Source organism: Caulobacter sp. GW821-FHT11E11 (assembly GCF_058808315.1).
On sequence record NZ_JBXARO010000010.1, the window covers coordinates 107,420 to 126,347 of the forward strand.

Annotated in this window: 10 protein-coding genes; 4 read left to right on the top strand and 6 right to left on the bottom strand. The window is 67.5% G+C overall.

Annotated elements, in window-relative coordinates:
- Nucleotides 1-172: 172 nt before the first annotated feature.
- The 3 genes from AC1RR5_RS23085 to AC1RR5_RS23095 all read left to right on the top strand — a co-directional run bounded on the left by AC1RR5_RS23085 (nt 173) and on the right by AC1RR5_RS23095 (nt 7,228).
- Nucleotides 173-2,782 carry a TonB-dependent receptor gene (locus AC1RR5_RS23085; protein WP_492925450.1) on the top strand — a complete coding sequence of 870 codons (2,610 nt, stop codon included), beginning with the start codon at nt 173-175 and terminating at the stop codon, nt 2,780-2,782.
- A 74-nt stretch (nt 2,783-2,856) separates the two neighbouring features.
- Nucleotides 2,857-5,400: a beta-N-acetylhexosaminidase gene (locus tag AC1RR5_RS23090; RefSeq protein ID WP_492925452.1), complete on the top strand. Its 2,544-nt coding sequence runs from the start codon at nt 2,857-2,859 to the stop codon at nt 5,398-5,400.
- 22 nt (nt 5,401-5,422) lie between these two features.
- Nucleotides 5,423-7,228 carry a glycoside hydrolase family 9 protein gene (locus tag AC1RR5_RS23095; RefSeq protein WP_492925454.1) on the top strand — a complete coding sequence of 602 codons (1,806 nt, stop codon included), beginning with the start codon at nt 5,423-5,425 and terminating at the stop codon, nt 7,226-7,228.
- Between the two features lie 8 nt (nt 7,229-7,236).
- On the opposite strand, the gene AC1RR5_RS23100 is transcribed toward AC1RR5_RS23095, so the two are convergent.
- Complete coding sequence (locus AC1RR5_RS23100) at nt 7,237-9,513, bottom strand: TonB-dependent receptor (RefSeq protein ID WP_492925456.1); 2,277 nt, start codon at nt 9,511-9,513, stop codon at nt 7,237-7,239.
- Between the two features lie 168 nt (nt 9,514-9,681).
- Between AC1RR5_RS23100 and AC1RR5_RS23105 the strand changes: the two genes are divergently transcribed.
- The gene (locus AC1RR5_RS23105) at nt 9,682-10,554 is read left to right on the top strand and encodes an alpha/beta hydrolase (protein WP_492925458.1); all 873 of its coding nucleotides are present in this window, start codon (nt 9,682-9,684) and stop codon (nt 10,552-10,554) included.
- Here AC1RR5_RS23105 and AC1RR5_RS23110 read toward each other — a convergent pair.
- From AC1RR5_RS23110 to AC1RR5_RS23130, 5 genes are all read right to left on the bottom strand, one after another.
- Complete coding sequence (locus AC1RR5_RS23110; protein ID WP_492925460.1) at nt 10,548-11,306, bottom strand: SDR family NAD(P)-dependent oxidoreductase; 759 nt, start codon at nt 11,304-11,306, stop codon at nt 10,548-10,550. The genes AC1RR5_RS23105 and AC1RR5_RS23110 overlap by 7 nt on opposite strands.
- Nucleotides 11,307-11,425: 119 nt before the next feature.
- Nucleotides 11,426-13,873, bottom strand: coding sequence for a TonB-dependent receptor plug domain-containing protein (locus tag AC1RR5_RS23115; protein ID WP_492925462.1), 2,448 nt, complete (start codon nt 13,871-13,873; stop codon nt 11,426-11,428).
- Between the two features lie 110 nt (nt 13,874-13,983).
- Nucleotides 13,984-14,448 carry a Rid family hydrolase gene (locus AC1RR5_RS23120; protein WP_492925464.1) on the bottom strand — a complete coding sequence of 155 codons (465 nt, stop codon included), beginning with the start codon at nt 14,446-14,448 and terminating at the stop codon, nt 13,984-13,986.
- A 14-nt stretch (nt 14,449-14,462) separates the two neighbouring features.
- The gene (locus AC1RR5_RS23125) at nt 14,463-16,037 is read right to left on the bottom strand and encodes a flavin monoamine oxidase family protein (RefSeq protein ID WP_492925466.1); all 1,575 of its coding nucleotides are present in this window, start codon (nt 16,035-16,037) and stop codon (nt 14,463-14,465) included.
- Between the two features lie 408 nt (nt 16,038-16,445).
- Nucleotides 16,446-18,833 (bottom strand): TonB-dependent receptor, encoded by a 2,388-nt coding sequence (locus tag AC1RR5_RS23130; protein WP_492925468.1) that lies wholly within the window; start codon nt 18,831-18,833, stop codon nt 16,446-16,448.
- Between the last annotated feature and the right edge of the window lie 95 nt (nt 18,834-18,928).

Genomic DNA, 18,928 nt, shown 5'->3' on the forward strand with positions numbered 1-18,928 from the left:
CCAATAGAAGTATATATTGACACCTCAAAAAACCGGCGCCTATCGTCAGGCTGTCGGAAGGGGCGAGCCACGCCGCCTCCGGACAATTCGGTCGAATTGCCAGCGCGAAGGCGGGAGAGCCGGGCGACAAGCCTGGGGCTGACGCGCGGCCAACAAATAAGGGGGAGTATCCGTGTCTCTATTCGCTACCCGCCGCGCCGGTCTGCTCATGACCTCGGCCCTGGCCGCCTTCGCCCTGCCGGGCCTGGCCGCCGCTCAAGATGCCGCCGCCAACTCGGACGTCGGTGTTCTGGAGGAACTGGTCGTCACCGCCTCCAAGCGCGAAACCAAGCTGATGCAGACGCCGCTGGCGATCTCGGCGTTCACGCAGGAAAGCCTGGACCGCCAGGGCATCAAGTCGGCTCGCGACCTGTCGTCCACCATGCCCAACGTGCAGCTCAGCACGGGCGCGGACAGCGGCACGGCCGCCAGCATCCGGGGCGTGACCTCCACCGACTTCACCGAGGTGGGCGAAGGCGCGGTGGCCATCCACCAGGACGGCTTCTACTCGCCGCGCTCGCAAGGCGCTCTGGCCCTGATGTTCGACGTCGAGCGGGTCGAGGTGCTGCGCGGCCCGCAGGGCACGCTGTTCGGCATGAACTCGCCGGCCGGCGCCATCAACATCATCCCGGCCAAGCCGTCGTTCAACGACACCTTCGGCAAGGTCGAGAGCGAACTGGGCAACTACAACGCCCGCGGCCTGCGCGGCAGCTTCAACTGGGGCGTCAGCGACACCTTCGCGCTGCGGGCGGCCTTCATGGTCGAGCAGCATGACGGCTACATGGTCCAGGAGCAGGACTTCACCGACATCGAGTCGCCGGCCTACGGCATCCACAAGGACGGCATCCCGGACGTCGACCAGCGCCGCAACCGGCTGGTCAAGCCCAAGGACTATTACAACAACGCCGACCAGTGGGCCGCGCGCCTGATCGGTCGCTGGCGTCCGACTGACCGACTGGAGCTGACCGGCACGATCTCGCGCTTCTCCGACCAGGGCGCGGGCGACCTCGACTTCGTCGACTGCAAGCAGGCGGCCGGCACGATCAACGCCTGTAACCACCCGCAGCGCTACGCCAAGATCAATGTACCCGGCAGCCGCGACATGACCGTCGACGACTACCAGCTGAAGGTCGCCTACGACGTCTTCGACAACGCCACGCTGGAGTATCGCGGCGCTTTCCAGGACCAGAAGCGCGACCAGGTGTCGGACGTCGATGGCGGCGCGCATCCCAACAGCCAGTGGTCCTCGATAGGTGACCCGTCGCTGACCTCGCACGAGGCCGAACTGACCGGCTACTACCCCATCTGGGACGAGGCCTGGTTCACCAAGGGCAGCCGCTACCGCACGACCAGCCACGAGGTGCAGCTGAAGTCGAGCGGCGCGTCCAAGTTCCAGTACGTGCTGGGCGCCTACTACCTGAAGGAAAACAAGCGCATCCGCTACGACATGGAGATGTTGGCCAACAAGACCTGGACCGACGATCCCCACGCCACGTCGTATGACCCGGTCCTGGGCTTCCAGCCCGACGGCCTGCCCGACACCTGGATCTTCGACCAGAACAAGCGGACCACCGAGTCCAAGGCCCTGTTCGGCCAGTTCGACTATCGCATCCTGCCCAAGGTCAACCTGACCGCCGGCTATCGTTACAGCTGGGACCGCAAGACCGACCAGGGCGGCGTCACCTACGCCTTCTGGGAGGGGACCTCTGCCTGGTACAACGGCCACCACACGCCCGACAGCATCCGGGGCCACCAGTCCAACGACCTGAACTTCGACATGGGTGGCGAGGCCCCCTTGGGCGTGGTCGTGCCGGGTGGCTCGCCCAATGTCGTGGCCATGAAGTGGAAGCAAGGCACCTACCGCCTGGGCGCCCAGTACTTCCAGAGCGACAACGTCATGTGGTTCGCCTCGCTGGCCACCGGCTACAAGATGGGCGGCATGTACGAGATGTTCGACACCTGCAACAACGGGTGCCTGAGCCTCCTGACCTATGACCCCGAGAAGGTGAAGACCTACGAACTGGGCTACAAGGCGACCCTGCTGGAAGGCCGCATGCGGCTGTCGGTGACCGGTTTCTACAGCGACTACACCGACATGCAGAACACCGGCGACAAGGTGGTCGGCAAGGACACCAACCCGCTCAGCGCCAACTTCGGCGACCCCGTGCTGGCCTGGACGACGGACAATCTGAGCAGCGCCCGCATCCAGGGCGTCGAGGTCGAGTTCGACATCATCCCCTGGGCTCACGGTCGCCTGTCGGGCTATGGCGCGTTCCTGGACACCAAGATTAAGAACGGCGGCACCTTCACCGACGGCTTCGCCTGCGCCGAGCGCGAGATCCTGAACGTCGCCCACTGCGGCGCGCCGGGCTACGACACCATCGTCGGCAACCAGCTGCCGTTCGCGCCCAAGTACTCGATGTCGGTGACCTATGAGCACAGCTTCGACCTGAAGAGCGGCTACGTTCTGCAGCCCTATGTCCAGGTCCGCTGGCAGGACCGCATGTGGATGGACGTCCAGAACCTGGACCTGCCGCACCTGACCAACGGCCAGGCCGCCTATGCCAAGGTCAATGCCAGCCTCAAGCTCTCGGCGCCGCAGAACCGGTTCTATGTCGAGCTGTTCGGCGACAACCTGACCGACAAGGACACCAAGAACTTCGGTGGCTTCAATCGCGGCGTGATCCGTGGATCCTATGACCCGCCCCGGACGTGGGGCGTGCGTCTGGGCTACAGCTTCTGACGTACCCCATTCGTCGGAACCCCTGGGGAGGGCGGGGCTAAGGTCCCGTCCTCCCAATTTCCTCGAGGTCGTTGATGGTCGGAAGATTGAAGTCGTGCGTCGCGGGCGGATTACTCGCCGTTCTGTTGGCCGGAGCGGCGCTGGCTCAGCCCAGCCAGGCCGATCTCGACCGCTTCGCCGCCGACCTCAAGCTGACCTACCGCGTGCTGGACAACCGGCCCGCGGCCGAGGCCTGCAAGCCCGATCCGTCCTGCATGTTGGCCCAGATCTCACTGGCCGCCCCGACCGCACCGCAGGCGGGGTGGTCGCTGTACTTCAGCAACGTCAATCGCGTACTGGCGGCCGGCGGCGACGACTTCACCCTGACCAACATCAATGGCGACCTCTATCGCCTGACCCCCACGGCCAGTTTCACCGGCTTCAAGCCCGGCCAGCCGATCGTCGTGCCGCTGCGCATCGAGGGCCAGCAGCTGTCCGAGCTCTATCCGATGCCCAACGCCTATGTGGTGGGCGAGGGGCTGGCGGCGCGGACCATCGACAGCACCCGGCCCGTGGTCGATCCCGAGACAGGGCTTGAGAGCCTGCCGTTCGTGATCCCGTTCACCGACGAGGCCAAGCTGGCCGGCCGGTCGGCCCACGACCTGACCGCATGGGCGACCGCGCCGCGCCTCTACGCCGCCAATGCCGGCGCGACGCTGCAGCCGGTTCCGCGCGGGGCGATCCTGCCGACGCCGCTGAAAACGCAACTGGGCGAGGGCAGTCTGGACCTGTCGCGCGGCGTGGCCGTGTCGCTGGGCGGCTTCGCAAAGTCCGACGTCGCTGTCGCCCTCGCGCATCTCGGCTTCGCTGAGACCAAGGCCGGCGCGCCGCTGCGCATCACCAAGGCTAAGACCGCGCCCGGCGGCTATCGCCTGACCATCGACGGCGCGGGCATCACGATCGCCGCTGGCGACGGGGAGGGCGCGGCCAACGCCTTGGCCTCGCTGGCCCAGTTAGTCGACGCCAACCGCACGGTCCCGCGCTTGGCCATCGAGGACGCTCCGCGCTTCGGCTTCCGGGGCGTGCATATCGACGTCGCGCGCAACTTCCATTCCAAGGCCGAGATCCTGGCGATCCTGGACCAGATGGCGGGCTACAAGCTCAACAAGCTGCACCTGCATCTGGGCGACGACGAGGGCTGGCGAGTCGAGATCGCGGGCCTGCCTGAGCTGACGCAGATCGGCGGCCGGCGCTGCCACGACCTGTCCGAGCGCACCTGCCTGATCCCACAGTTGGGCGCGGGTCCGGACGGGACCGGGCCAGTCAACGGCTTCTTCTCGCGCGCCGACTACATCGAGATCGTCCGGGCGGCCAAGGCGCGCCACATCGAGGTGATCCCGTCCTTCGACATGCCCGGCCATTCGCGCGCGGCGATCAAAGCCATGGAGGCCCGCGCCGCCCGGCTGCGCGCCGAGGGCAAGCCGGAAGCCGAGGCGAGCCGCTACCTGCTCACAGAGGCGGCCGACAAGAGCGCCTATCGCAGCATCCAGCACTACACCGACAACACCATCAATGTGTGCCTGCCCAGCGCCTACGCCTTCGTCGGCAAGGTGATCGACGAGATGGCGCGGCTGCACAAGGAGGCCGGCGCGCCGCTGAAGCGCTACCATATCGGCGCCGACGAGACGCCCGGCGCCTGGAGCGGCTCGCCCGCCTGCCAGGCCTATGAGGCGAAGACCGGGATCAAGCCGGCGGACCTGGGCGGCCACTTCATCGAGAAGGTCTCGGCCATGGTCGCGGCGCGGGACGTTGTTCCGGCCGGCTGGAGCGACGGCATGACCCACGCCAAGGCCGAGCGCATGCCCGACCGCGTCCACTCCAACTACTGGGGCGACCTGGGCGGCGACGCCAACGTCGCGGCCCACAGCCAGGCCAACCAGGGGTGGGACGTGATCATCTCCACGCCCAACGTCCTCTATTTCGACAGCCCTCAGGCCGCCGATCCCAAGGAGCGCGGCTACGACTGGCCCTCGCGCTCGACCGACACCCGCAAGGTGTTCGACTTCATGCCCGAGAACCTGCCGGTCCATGCCGAGGTCTATACGGGCCTGGATGGCCGTCCGCAGACGAGCAAGGACACCCAGCCGCTGAAGCCGGGTGTGCGCTTCGTGGGCCTGCAAGGCCAGCTGTGGAGCGAGACCGTGCGCTCCGACGCCCAGGTCGACTACATGCTCTATCCGCGCCTGCTGGCCCTAGCCGAACGCGCTTGGCGCGCGGCCGACTGGGAAGCGCCCTATGCGGCTGGCAAGGCCTATGGCCATGACACCGGCGGCTTCACCGACGCTATGCGCGCGCGTCGTGACACCGAGTGGAACGCCTTCGCCAACCTGCTGGGCCAGCGCGAACTGGCCCGGCTGGACGCGGCGGGCGTGGCCTATCGCGTGCCGACGGTCGGGGCGGTGATCCAGGATGGCAAGCTCAAGGCCAATGTCGAGTTCCCGGGCCTGGCCATCGAATACCGCGTCGAGGGCGGCGCCTGGCGACCCTACGTCCAGGACGCTCCGGTGTCGGGCCGTGTCGAGGTCCGCGCCCGCTCGGCCGACGGCAAGCGCGCCGGACGCAACCTCGTTCTTCAGTAAAAACAACAAAGGGGAGGGCGTCATGACCGCCACGACGAAGCGACTTTCGATCCTGACGGGCGTGCTGCTGGCTGGCTCGATGCTGGCGGGCGGGGCCTTCGCCCAGGACCTGAAGGTCCACCTGAACCAGGTCGCGCTCGAGCGCGCCGGGCCCAAGGTCGCGGTGGTCGAATATGCCGGCTCCGGCGCGCCCCCGGGCTTCTCGGTGCTGAAGGACGGCGCGGTCGTTCGTTCGGGACAACTGACGCCGCTGCCGGCCTTCGGCGAATGGGGCGCGGGCAAGCGCTACTATCAGGCCGACTTCTCCGACCTTGCCGAGGCGGGGCGCTACCAGCTGAAGGTCGAGGCTGCCGGAACCAGTGCGGTCTCCGCGCCGGTCGCGGTGGCCGACGACGCCCTGTTCGCGACCACGGCGGGGGCGCTGGTCAACTATTTCAAGCTCAGCCGTCATACCAATCCAGCCGACCACAAGATCCGTGTCTACGGGACCAAGCGCGTCGTCGACGTCTGGGGCGGCTGGAAGGACGCCGGCGGCGATAACGGCAAGTACCTGTCGCACCTGTCCTACGCCAATTTCTTCAATCCGCAGCAGACGGCCTTCACTGCCTGGTCGCTGGCCAAAGCCTATGACATGGCCCCGCAACGCTTCGCCAAGGCGGGCCTGGATCGCCAGCTGATCGAGGAGGCGATGTGGGGCGCTGACTACCTGCATCGGCTGCTGTCGCCCGAGGGCTATTTCTACATGACCGTCTTCGACCGCTGGGCCACGCCTGGGGCCGAGCGGGTGGTCACGGGCTATGTCGGGGTCGAGGGCGTCTACACCAAGAACTACCAGGCCGCCGCGCGTGAGGGCGGGGCCGTGGCCATCGCGGCCCTGGCGCGGGCCGCGCGTCTGTCCAAGGCCAGCGGCTTAGCGGGCGCATTCCCGGCCGATCAGTACCTGGCCGACGCCGAGCGCGCCTTCGCCCACATGCAGGCCAATAACCGTCGCTATGTCGACGACGGCCGCGAGAATATCATCGACGACTACACCCTGCTGCTGGCGGCGGTCGAACTGCACCGCTCGACGGGCAAGGCGGCCTATCTCGAAGCCGCCCGCGCCCGCGCCAAGGCGCTTGAGGGCCGCTGGACCCACAAGGGCTGGTTCCGCAGCGACGACAAGGACCGTCCCTACTACCACGGCGCCGAGGCCGGTTTCCCGGTGCTGGCGCTGACCGAATATCTCGACATCGAGCAAGAGGCCGCGCGGAAGGCCTCGGCCAAGGCGGTGATCGCCGCCAGCCTGAAGGCCCAGGTGGCCCTGAACGCCAAGGTCGCCAACCCCTACGACTATCCGCGCCAGACCTTCCGGATGTGGAAGGACGGCAAGGCGGTGGGTGGCATCCAGGAGGGCTTCTTCATGCCTCACCTGAACGAGACCAAGTACTGGTGGCAGGGCGAGAGCGCGCGCCTGGCCTCGCTGTCCTACGCCGCCTTGGTCGGCGGCCGCGTGGTCGACGCCGCGCCGGGCCAGCCGTTCGGGGTGTCGCCGGATTTGGCGCGGATGTCCCAGGCTGGCTTCGACTGGACCCTGGGCCGCAACCCCTACGACATGAGCCTGCTGTACGGCTTCGGGGCCAAGAACCCGCCGCACGCCGACAGCGCCGGCGACATGGTCAAGGGCGGCATCTCCAACGGCATCACCGGCGCGCCTAACAGCGACTCCGGCCGTGGCATCAGCTGGGCGGCGGGTCCCGACGAGCAGAACTGGCGCTGGATCGAGCAATGGATCCCGCACACCTCGTGGATGCTGCTGGCGGTGACGGCGCAGTCCGCGCCGCCACCGTAGCGTTTGCCCTAGCGACCGAAGTTGGCGCGCAGGCTGACCCCGAAATAGCGCTCGGAGTCACGCGGCGCCTGCTGGCGGATATAGGTGCTGGGGATCTTGGCCGTGGTGTAGAAGCTGTCGCCGATGTTCTTGGCGATGAAGGCCACGCGGTAGCGGTCCTTGCGGTCGATGAAGGCGATGCTGGCGTCCCACAGGCTGAAGCCCTCGGGCGCCGGGCCGATCGTCGGATTGTTGACGTTCGGCCGCCCCGCGCCCTGGTAGGCGATCGACGAGTTCAGGCCGATGTCGAAGGGCAGGGACGGCGTCTCCACCAAATAGTCGACGGCCGCCGACCAGCGCCACTTTGCCGGACCGAGCGGCTGGCCATTGATCGCCGAGCAGGTGGCCGGCGAACCGGCTGGGCAGTAGAAGTTGACGATCTTGGCGTTGGTGTAGCTGGCGCCGCCGTTCAGGGTCAGGTTGCGGATCGGACGCGCCTGGGCGTCCAGTTCCAGGCCCTTGGTCGAGACCTCGCCGGCATTGACCAGGCGGCTGACGATCGTGCCGGCCACGGTGTCGAAATTGGTGGTCTGGAAGCCTTTGAACTTGGTCGAGAAGGCCGCCAGGTTCAGCACCAGTTTGCGGTCGAGCAGGGTGCTCTTCAGGCCGGCCTCGTAGGCGTCGGACTTTTCCGGATCCAGCGGCAGGGTGTCGAAGGCCTGCATGTTGAAGAACACGTTGATCGCCGGGCCCTTGTAGCCGCGCGAATAGTTCACGTAGCCCAGCACGTTGTCGGCGACGTCGTACTGCAGGCCGATGCGGCCCGAGACGCCGTCGGTGGACTTGGTCCCCTGGGCGGTGAAGCTGGGGCGCACGCCGGCCGTGGCGGTCGGGAAGGCCGAGACGCGGGCGAAGTCGAAGCTGATCTGGTCGTGTGACCAGCGCAGCCCCGCCACGCCGCGCAGGCGGGGGGTGAAGTTCAGGTTAGCCTGGCCGAAGGCGGCGTAGTTCTCGAGCTCGGTCGTGAAGTTGGCCGTGCCGTTCGAGGTGACCGCGAAGGTCGAGGAGCCGGTGGCGCAGGCCCCGCCGCTCAGCGTCGTGCTGGTGCAGGCGACGTTGGTGCGGTTGAAGTAATTCTCCTGCTTGGTCTTGTAGTAGAAAGCGCCGACTACGTAGTCGAGGAAGCCGCCGGTCGGCGAGGCCAGGCGCGCTTCCTGGGTGAACTGGTGGAAGTCCAGAACACCGACGTCACGCGACGAGGCCGTGCCCACGCGGCGGCCCAGGGTCGAGGTGTAGTCGCCGTCGCGGACCTCGGTATTGCCCCAGCCGCGCCAGGCGGTGATCGAGGTCAGGGTGTAGTCGCCCAGCTTGTACTCGACCTGGCCCGAATAGCCCCAGGTGCTGTCCTTGGTGACCGGGTTTACGTCGTTGTTGATGTTGCGGTTGCTGGGGCCGACGGCCAGCGGCGCTTCCAGGCCGATGATCGCGTCACCGGGCGTGGCGTAGCCGATGACGTCGGCCGAGCCGTTGTCGACGGCGTTGACGGTGTCGGCGATCAGGCTAACGGTCAGCTTGTCGTTCGGGGTCCATTCCAGCTTACCGCGGAAGCCCAGGCGCTCGTAGCCGTTGACCTTGGAGCCGTCATAGACGTTGGTCGCCGAGCCGTCGTATTGGCCGTAGACCGCCGTCAGGGCGCCGCGCAGGGTGTCGCTGATCGGACCCGAGATGCCGGCGCGCAGGCGGTATTCGTCACCCTCGAACCAGCTGCCTTCGACGAAGCCCTTGGTCGTGGCCGACGGGCGGCGGGTGACGATCGAGACGACGCCGGCCGAGGCGTTCTTGCCGAACAGCGTGCCCTGCGGGCCGCGCAGCACCTCGATGCGGTCGACGTCGAAGAAGTCGAAGAATGCCTGGCCGGAGCGGGCATAGACCACGCCATCGACCACGGTCGACACCGCCGGCTCCGAGCCCGACGAGAACGAGGTGGTGCCGATGCCGCGGATGTTCAGCGACGAATTCACATTGGTCGTGCCCTTGCGGAAGGTCAGCGAGGGGACCTGCTGCACGAGTTGCTCGGCAGAGAAGGTCTGGCGCTTTTCCAGGTCTTCGCCCCGCACCACCGTGACGGCGATCGGCACCTTCTGCAGGTTCTCGGCGCGGCGCTGCGAGGTGACGACGATCTCTTCCAGCTGCGTATCGGAAGCGGGGGCGTCGGCGGCCCAGGCCAGGGCGGGCAGGCTGGCGCCCAGCAGCAGCGCCGGAACGACGAGCGCGCGGCGGCGAGAACGCGAGACGGACGACGACATTGGATATCCCCCAGATGACTGAACGCCGGTCACTCGGCGAGTGCTGGCCGATTAGCTTGAGGGTCGCAAATAGCGTTATTCAATTTTTCCTATGGGATTAATAGGATTTCAAAAAGCCCGGTTACCGGTAACCCCTGCTAGGCACGCGCATCCTAGGGAGACGACCCCATGAACAGACGCGCTTTGTTGGCTGGCGCTTTGGCCGCGCCGGGCCTGGCGGCGGCCGCTCCCGTTCCGCAGGCCAAGGTCGAAAGCATCATCCTGTGGGCGGGCGGCGCGCCGGGCGGGGCCGGGGTCACCGTCCAGGAAATCGCGCGCGAGGTCGATGACCAGGGCCGCAAAGGCCGTGACATCTCCGGCGTGCGCGAGCCGCGCCTGAGCCTGCATCGACCGTCGGCCGCGACCGATACGGCGGTGCTGGTCATCGCTGGCGGCGCCTTCAATCGCGTGGTGTTCGACAAGGAAGGCGAGGAGGTCTGCCGCTGGTTGGCCGGAGCCGGCTACGCTGCTGGAGCCTTGCTCTATCGTCTACCGGGCGATGGCTGGGCCGACGGCCCGGACGTCATGCTGCACGACGCGGCGCGGGCGCTACGCCTGCTGGCCCGTCGCACGGGGGCCAAGCGGATCGGCGTCCTGGGTTTCTCGGCCGGCGGCACGATCGCCGGAGCCTTGACCAGCCGCGCCGCCGAGGTCGCCTATCCGCCGGTGGACGAGGCCGATCGCGACCCGCTGCGGATCGATTTCCTGGGCCTGGGCTATGCGTATCTGAACGTCCCGGCCTCGCCCCGGCAGACGCTGTATCCCGGTCCGCCCAAGGCGCCGCCGCCGACCTTCCTGTTCCACGCGGCTGACGACCCACGGGTATCGGTGGACAACAGCCTGCAAGCCTTCCAGGCCTGGAAGAAGGTCAGGGCCGAGACGGCGCTGCACGTCTTCGAGCGCGGCGGCCACGGCTTTGGCCTGCGCGCGCCGGCCGGCTCGTCCGCGGCGGCCTGGCCGGACCTTTTCCTCACCTGGCTGCGCGCCCTCCGGGATCAGTAGTCGATCACCTTGGGCGTGCCGCCGCCCGCCGCCAGGGTCTGGCCGTTGATGGCCCCACTGAGCGGCGAAGCCAGTACGGCGACCAGCCAGGCGATCTCCGAAGCGTCGACAATGCGGCCGATGGTGTTGGACGCGGCGATGCGCACCTCGGCCTCCGGCGTGGTCTTCTCGGTGCGGGTGCCGCCGGGATGGATGACATTGGCGGTGACGCCCTGTGGTCCCAGTTCGTCGGCCAGGTTCTTGGTCAGGGCCGAGACGGCGACGTTGCGGATCGAGGCGACGTAGTGGCCGGTGCTGCGCGCGGCCAGACCGCCGATATTGATGATCCGACCCCAGCCGCCGGCGACCAGATGCGGCGCGACGGCCTGGGCGGTTCGCAGGTAGCCCGCGACCTTGACGTTGACGTCGTCGAGTACGGCCGCGCTGGTAGCCTGGGCGATGGTGGCGGCCGGCGCGCCTCCGCCCGGCGTGGCGGCGTTGTTGACCAGGATATCGATGCCGCCTAGCGCCTGGACCGCCTGCTCGACCAAGGCCTTGACCGAAGCGTCGTCGCCGGTGTCGACGACCAGCGGCAAGATGCGCCGGCCCGTGGCGCTGGCCAGTTCCAGGGCGGTGGCGTTGAGAGCTTCCAGGTTGCGCGCCGCGATGACGACATCGACGCCCTCTCGCGCCAGGGTCAGGGCGATGGCCTTGCCGATGCCGCGGCTGGCCCCTGTCACCAGGGCGCGCTTGCCGTTCAGTTGAAGATCCATGGATGTCTCCAGAAGCCATCGAGATGTGCGAAAAGGATGAGGCGGCCCCACGCAAGGGCCGCCTCGGCGTCGTCTCCAAATGAAGGGGATCGGTTCGGAAACGACGCGTCCGGAGCCGGCTAGAAGCTGTAGGTCAGCTTGCCGTAGTAGTAGCCACCGTTGATCCCGATCGGTGAGAAGCTGGGATACAGCGCCACGCCCGGATTGCCGGCCGCGATCGAGGCGGTCGTGCCGGCCGCGTTCAGCTTGTCGGGATAGACGTCGAACAGGTTGTTGGCGCCTAGGGCGACACGCAGACCGCTGGGCAGCTTGTAGGCCAGCTCCAGGTCGGTGATCAGCTTGCGGCCGATACGGTCCTGGAAGTAGGCACCGTTGACGTTGGTATAGGCCCAGGACGTCCCGTAGACCGTGTTGGCCAGGTTCACCGTCCAGGCGCCGTTCGTGTAGACGTTGCTGAGATTGACCTTGTAGCGCGGCGTGGCGTGCTCGAGGAACGCGATGGCGGCCCTGTCGTACAGCACCGATCCGCCCAGGCCCGATGGCGGCGTGGCGATGCGGGTGACCTTGGTCTTGTTGACGTTGACGCCCAGGGTCCAGTCGATCTTGCCCAGCTCGCCGAGGTCCGTCCACGTGGTGGCCAGGGCCTCGATGCCGCGCGTGCGGGTGTCCAGGCCGTTGGCGAACAGGTTGATGCCCGTGGTGCCGACGCTGGGGTCCAGCACGTTGCCGTTGGCGGTGATGGCGTTGGTGATGGCCGCGTTCACCGTCGTGCCGCCGATCTTGCCGAACAGCGAGCCGCTGCCGACGATGCGGTCCTCGATCTCGATCTGATAGGCGTCGAGGGTGACCGAGACGCGCGGCAGCGGCTCGGCGACCAGGCCGAAGCTGAGATTGGTCGACTTTTCCGGATCCAGGCCGTCGATGCCCAGCAGCTTGGCGCCGGCCGAGCTGGGCGGCAGCTGTACGAAGGCTGTGGTCGGCGAGACGTTGGTGGCCGAATAGTACAGCTCGGCCAGGGTCGGGGCGCGGAAGCCGGTCGAGACCGTGCCGCGCAGGGCGAAGGCCGGGGTGAAGTCGTAACGTCCGGTCAGCTTGGCGATGTCGGTCGAGCCGAAGTCGCTGAAGTGCTCGTGGCGCGCGGCGATATCCAGCTTCAGGTTCTCGATCGGCGAGGCGGCGAGATCGATATAGGCCGCCCAGTTGTCGCGGCCGTGCTTGCCGGCGTCGGTCGCGGCGAAGCCGGGATACGACTGCGAGCCGGACTTGTAGCGCGAGGCGGCGTCGCCGGCGCGGATCTCATAGGTCTCGTGGCGCTGCTCGCCGCCCAGGGCGACGGTCAGCGGCGTGGCCCAACCGAGGTCGAACTCACGGCCGAGGTCGAGGTTCAGGGTCCGCTGGGTGGCGATCAGGTCGCCGGCGTGGAACTGCGTCGGGGTCGCGCCGGTGTCGGCATAGAGCTGCAGGTTGGCCGAGTTGCGCACCCGCACCTCGTGATCGTCGCGGCCGTAGGTGGCCGAGAGGTCATAGCGCCAGCCGTTCAGGACTTGGCCCTTCAGACCGCCGGTGAAGGCGTAGTCGGTTTCCTTGGTCTCCAAGCGCGGGCTGAAGCCGCGCGGATAGACGGCGGGCAGGCGGTTGGGCAGGCGATAGTTCTCCCAGGCTGTGGCCTTCTTCACGCCGTAGGTGCCGAAGCCATAGACCTGCGCCGCGTCGCTGGCCTTCCAGCCGGCCGACACCGTGCCGTTGGTGATCTGGTAGCGGGCGTCGCCGGCGATGCGGTTTGTGTACGGATAGTCTTCCAGCAGCGACGGCCAGGACGGATTGGCCGCGATCGTGGCGGGGGCGACGATCCGGGCGTCCGGCGCGCCGCGGAAGCTGAAGTCGTGGAAGCGGTTCTCCAGCGTCAGGTTCACATAGGCGTCGGTCGCAGGGGCGAAGCCGATATTGGCCGACAGGCTCGTGGTCTCACCATCGCGCTCGTAGTAGGCGCCGCCGGTGGCCGAGACGCCGCCGCCGTGGTCAGCGTCCTTCAGGATGATGTTGATGACCCCAGCGATGGCGTCGGTGCCGTACTGGGCGGCCGCGCCGTCGGTCAGCACCTCGACCCGCTCGATCGCGTCGACCGGGATGAAGTTCAGGTCCGCCGAGGCCGAGCCCTGATAGGCGCCGGCCAGGACGGCGAGGTTGGCGGTGCCGTGGCGGCGCTTGCCGTTGATCAGCACCAGGGCGTGGTTGGCGCTGATGCCACGCAGGCGGGCCGACAGGGTCAGGTTGGCGGAGTCGCCGCCAAAGGCCTGGGCCGTGAACGACGGGGTCAGGTTGCTGAGCGCCAGGCGCAGGTCGCCTTGGCCGGTGCGGGCCAGGGCCTGGTCGTCGACGACCTGCACGGGCGCGGCGCTGTCGACGGCGCGGATGCCGGTCTGGCGCGTGCCGGTGACGATCACGGCGTCCAGCGTCGTGGCGTCGGCGGCCGCCGCCGCCGTGGCGGCGATCGGGGCTGCCGGTGTTTCGGCGAGGGCCGCGCTCCCCCAGAGCGCGGTCGTCAGGGTGAGCGCGGACGCGCTCAAGGCATAGGTTCTCATCTTACCCCCAGAGAGTTTGTTTCGGTTTTTGTTGAAGGGCGCGATCGGCCGGGGAAGCGGCCCCGTCGCGCGGCGGTTTCAGGTGTCGCCGCCGCTTAGCGGGCGGCGACGAACTCGATCTCGACCAGGGCGCCCGGCGCGACTAGGCCGGCGACCTTCACCGTGCTGCGGGCCGGCTTGTTGGGCTGGGCGGTCGTGCCGAAGGCTTCGCTCCAGGCGGCGTTCAGGCCAGCGAAGTCGATCTCGCCGCCCTTGGCCGGGTCGCCGACCAGGAAGACGGTGGCTTTGATCACGTCGCCGAAACCGAGGCCCTGTGCCTTCAGCGCGGCTTCCAGTTTCGACAGCACCGAGCGGCTCTGGGCGGCGGTGTCGCCGGGCGCGGCCTTGTCGGCGATGGTCGGCAGGGCGCCGCTCAGGAAGACCAGGGTCGAGCCAGGCGTCACCGTCACGGCGGGCGAGATGGCGATGGGCCCGGAGGAGGGCGCGCGCTTGACCTCGGCTTGGGCGGTGGTGGCGGCCAGTCCGGTGAGGAGCAGGGCGATGGTGAGTTTGCGGATCATGGAAGGGTCTCCGTTCAGTGAGCGGGGGTGGCCAGGGCGTCGCTACGGACGCGGTCGGCGATCAGGGCGACGGTGCGGCGGGCCGAGGCGACGCCGCCTTCCTGCCAGCTGGGCAGCTGCGAGAGATGCGCGCCAGCGAGGAAGATGCGGCCCTGCGGCTGGTTCAGCAGGCGGTAGGCGGCCGGGTCGTTGCCGTCGCCTTCCCAGTGGATCCAGGGGCCCAGGTTGTGGGCCTGGCGGTTCCAGTCGATGACCAGCGGCGCGGCCAGATCCTTGCCGTGGCCGGGGTGCAGCTTCTCGACGGCGGCGCGAGCCAGGCCGACCTGGTCCTCGAAGTTGCGGGCCTGGAAGGCGCGGGCCGGGCCCATGACGGTGTAGGCGCCGACCAGCAGGCCGCGCGGCTGGTGGAAGCCGCTGCTGGGGTACCAGACCAGCGCCGTCTCGCCGCCGACGAACGACAGGCCGCCATAGATCTGGTCAGCCTCCCAGAAGCGCGGAGCGTCGAAGGCGACCTTGCTGGCGTTGTCGTACTTGGCGCCGGCGATGGCGGTTTTCACTTCGGCGGGCAGGTCGCTCTGGACCTTTGCCAGGATCGGCAGCGGCACGGTGACGACCAGATAGTCGGCGGTGAGCTTGCGGGCCGCGCCGGTGCGGCTGTCGCGAATGGCGACCTCGGCGGCGGTAGGGCTCTGGCGCAGGGCTGTAACCTCGGCGCCCAGCAGCAGCGGGCCTTTCAGCGCCTTGGTCAGGGCCTTGGGGATGGCGTCCATGCCGCCCGAGGGCTCCAGCATGGTCGCCTGCATCAGGATGTTGTCCTCGAACAGGGCGTAGGGGACGACGTCGTCGGCCAGCAGCTCGCGAAGCGGCAGCGGCGCGCGCGCCACGCCCTTCTGGTCGGCCGCGCCGGGCGTGGTGACATAGCCCGAGCGTTCCGAGCCCCTGTAGGCGCCGTTGGCGTCCAGATCGCCGTAGGTCTTCAGGAAGCCGAGCAGTCGCTCCTTGTCCTCGGTCGTCAGGTCTTGGTCGAGGCCGCCGGTGCGCGTGGCCTTGGCGAGCAGCTCGGAGAGGCCGCCGCGCAGGTCGTTGATCGCCTGGCGCTGCTGGATCGGCTTGCCGGCGAAGGCCTTGTCGGACTGCAGCAGGCTGCTGCGGCTGGAATTGACCTCGACCTCCAGCGGCACGCCCAGGGCGCGGGCATAGGACAGGACGCCCTGGTGGTGGCTGGGCAGGCGAGCGGGGCCGGCGTTGAAGTAGAGGCCCTTGGAGAAGCTCGCCGTCTGGGTCGGACGGTCCAGGGTCTCGACGCGGTCGCCGCCGCGGATCGTCCAGTTACGGCCGCCGACCCGGTCACGGGCCTCGACCACGGTGACGGCGAAGCCAGCGCGCTCCAGCTCGTAGGCGGCGACCAGGCCGGCAATGCCGGCGCCCAGGACGATCGCGGAGCGGCCCTTGCCGAGATCTCGCGGCAGGTCGGGCAGAGCCTCGGCGTGCGCCGTGGAGGCCAAGCCCAGGCCTTGGAGGGCCGCATAGCCGGCGGCGAAACCGCCCAGGGCGACGGCGCGGGTCAGGAAGGAACGACGGGAAACCAAGATAAGGAACGCCCCCAAAGATCTTCCCGGAAAGAGCGGCCGCCGCCGGCGGGGCGGCGGCCGAGTTCGCAGACGGGAAGGATCGCCAATGCGAAGACGTCCGGGATGGCGCGTCTTCGTGGAGGCATTGCAGGGGCGTTTTGCTCAGCGCCTTGATTCAGAAAAACTGCGACGGTTTCGAGGGTCGCTGCGCGGAAAATCAGCGCCTATGTGTATCTATATGAATTAGTGGGAAATAGTTTTGATAAACGTGCGCTGAAAATCAGCGTTTCGTCGATATGAATGTTTCAAAAGTCTCGAATGTGATTTTCTTGTATTTCAGCTGATTGAGTATCGTGCGTGTTTTGTTGAGTGCTGCTGAAGAATTCGCGCCGGCGGGCCCCTGCTGGATCCCGCCGGCGCTCAGTCTTAGAAGTCGGCCGAGATCGTGAACTGCACCGTCCGGGGCGGCGCCGGGCGGAAGCTGGCGGGCGTGTTCACCGTCGTGCTGATCGTGCCCAGGTAGTCCTTGTCGAACAGGTTATCGACATTGACCCGCGCCTTGACCTGGCTGAACGGTCCGGCCGCGAAGCCGTCACCGATGTCGATATAGGCATTGACGATGGTGTAGCCGCCGACCTTCTCGCTGTTGACGAAGTTGGTGAAGCGGCTCTCCAGGTGGCGGGCCGAGACGTTGACCAGCAGGCCGTCGAACGGCTCGACCGTGACCCCGGTGGTGAACACCCAGTCGGGGAAGTCCGGCACCTTCTTGCCGGCGATAGGCAGGGTGACGGGCGCGGCCGTGGTGCTGGCGCGGTAGTTCAAGACGTCGTCCTGGAACTTGGCGTCATTGTACGAGATGTTGGCGTTGAAATAGGCCTTGCCGGCGAAGACTTCCGGCTTCCACTGGCCGCTGAACTCGACGCCCTTGGCCTTCACCGCCCCGACGTTCTGGAAGAAGGTCTCGGTCACGCCGCCGCCGCCCGGCACCAGCGAGGCGAACGACTGCAGGCGGTTCTTGAACTCCGTCTGGTAGGCCACGATCGAAGCGTTGAACGTGCGGTGATTGGCGCGGTAGCCGATTTCCCAGTTGGTCGAGGTCTCAGGCAAAGGCGCGGCGACCATCGGGCTGGCGGCCGAGAAGATGTCGTCGGCGCCACGCGGCAGGGCCATGTTCTCAGAGTACGAGGCGAACACCTGGTCGCGGCCGGTCAGGCTGTAGACCGCGCCGATCTGGGGCAGGAAGTTGTCCTTCCAGTTGGCCTTCAGGATCGGGTGGCGGCCGTTGATATAGTCGGCCGGATTGCGATAGCCGGCGATCTTGTAGTCGATGTCGGTGGCCTTGAAGCCCAGCTCGACCTTCAGCTTGGCCTCCAGCAGGGTCAGGGTGTCCTTCAGGAAGAACTGCTTGGTCTCGCGCAGCGACTTGTAGTCCCGCTGGGCGTGGACCCGCTCGTTGAACAGCGGCGCGCCGTCGGGGTTGCCGTTGGCCACGTTGTAGCGGTTCTGGGTGCGGTGATAGTCGTCGTTCTCTAGCCAGAGGCCGGCCTCGATCTTGTTGAAGCCGAGATGCCACGAGACCTTGCCGGTCACGCCCTGGCGCACGCCGTCGACGCCCGACAGGCCGTACTGGATGCCCTTGGGCGCGACGATGCCGGCCACCTTGCCGACTTCGGCGTTGTAGCTGGCCAGCGAGGTCGCATAGGCCTCGGGCGAGACGCCGTAGCCGCCCTTGTCCTCGTAATAGGCCGTGGTGGTCAGGTCGAAGCTGTCGGTTATCGGCGTGTTCAGCGTCAGGCCATACAGGTGGTCCTTCCGCTTGTTGACCGCGAACTTGTAGTACTGGGCGTAGTTGGCGTTCGAATAGGTCGGGCCGCCCGCGACCGCCGGCAGGTTGGTGGCCGACTGGGTCGTGCCCGCCGCGCCGGGGTTCGGAACAACGCCCAGATAGGCGAAGTAGCGGCCCGAGCGTCCGAACACGTCGCCGGCCGTCCCGGCATACTGGGCGATGGTGATCGACGGGCTGTCGTAGTCGAAATAGTCGTTGTGGACGGTCTGGAAGCTGACGTCGCCGCCGTTGGGCAGGGCGTAGCGCAGCTTGCCCTCGAAGTGCTTGCGGTCGATCGTGCCTGGGCCGCGCCACAGGTCGCCCTTGATCCACGAGCCGCTGGCATAGCCCGAGAAGCCGCCGTGCTCGCCGGTCTCCAGACGCAGGAAGCCGCGGCGCAGGTTGTCGCTGCCCAGGGTGCCGCTGATCGCGCCGCCGGCGTCCTTGAAGGGGGCTTGGGTGAAGTAGTCGACGATCGGGCCCAGCGAGGCGTAGCTGGGCAGGGCGACGTCGCCGGCTCCGGCCGAGGCGGTCACGCGCAGCAGGTTCTCGTTGTCGACATAACGATAGATCGGGCTGCCGCCGAACTGGTCGCTGCGGCCCATCGGGATGTTGTCCAGCAGGAAGCCGATCTGCTGGAAGTTGAAGGCGCGCACCGACACCGAGTTGCCGAACTCGTACATGCCCAGCGCGTCGTTGGCCTGGACGTTGAAGCCGGGCAGGGACTCCAGCATCTTCAGGCCGGTGATGCCCGCCGGGGCTGACAGCAGCGCCTCGCGCGTGATCGAGACCGTGGCGGTGGCGTGGTCGGTGCCGATCGCGACGCTGGCCTCGGACAGGCGCTTGCCGGTCACCACGACGGTGTCGACCTCGGACGTTTCCTGAGCCAGGGCGGAGGTCGCGCCGCCGAGCACGGTGGCGGTGAGCAGAAGCGCGCGCAGGCCAAGGGTCGCATGCGGTCGGTTTCGAATGGTCATCACTATCCCCAATCACTTTGATGGGGATAGCGTTGCTGTCGCGGCGCAACAGGTAAATTCAGAATTTCTCAGGACAAGGACATATATTCAATTAGTCATGATTGCGC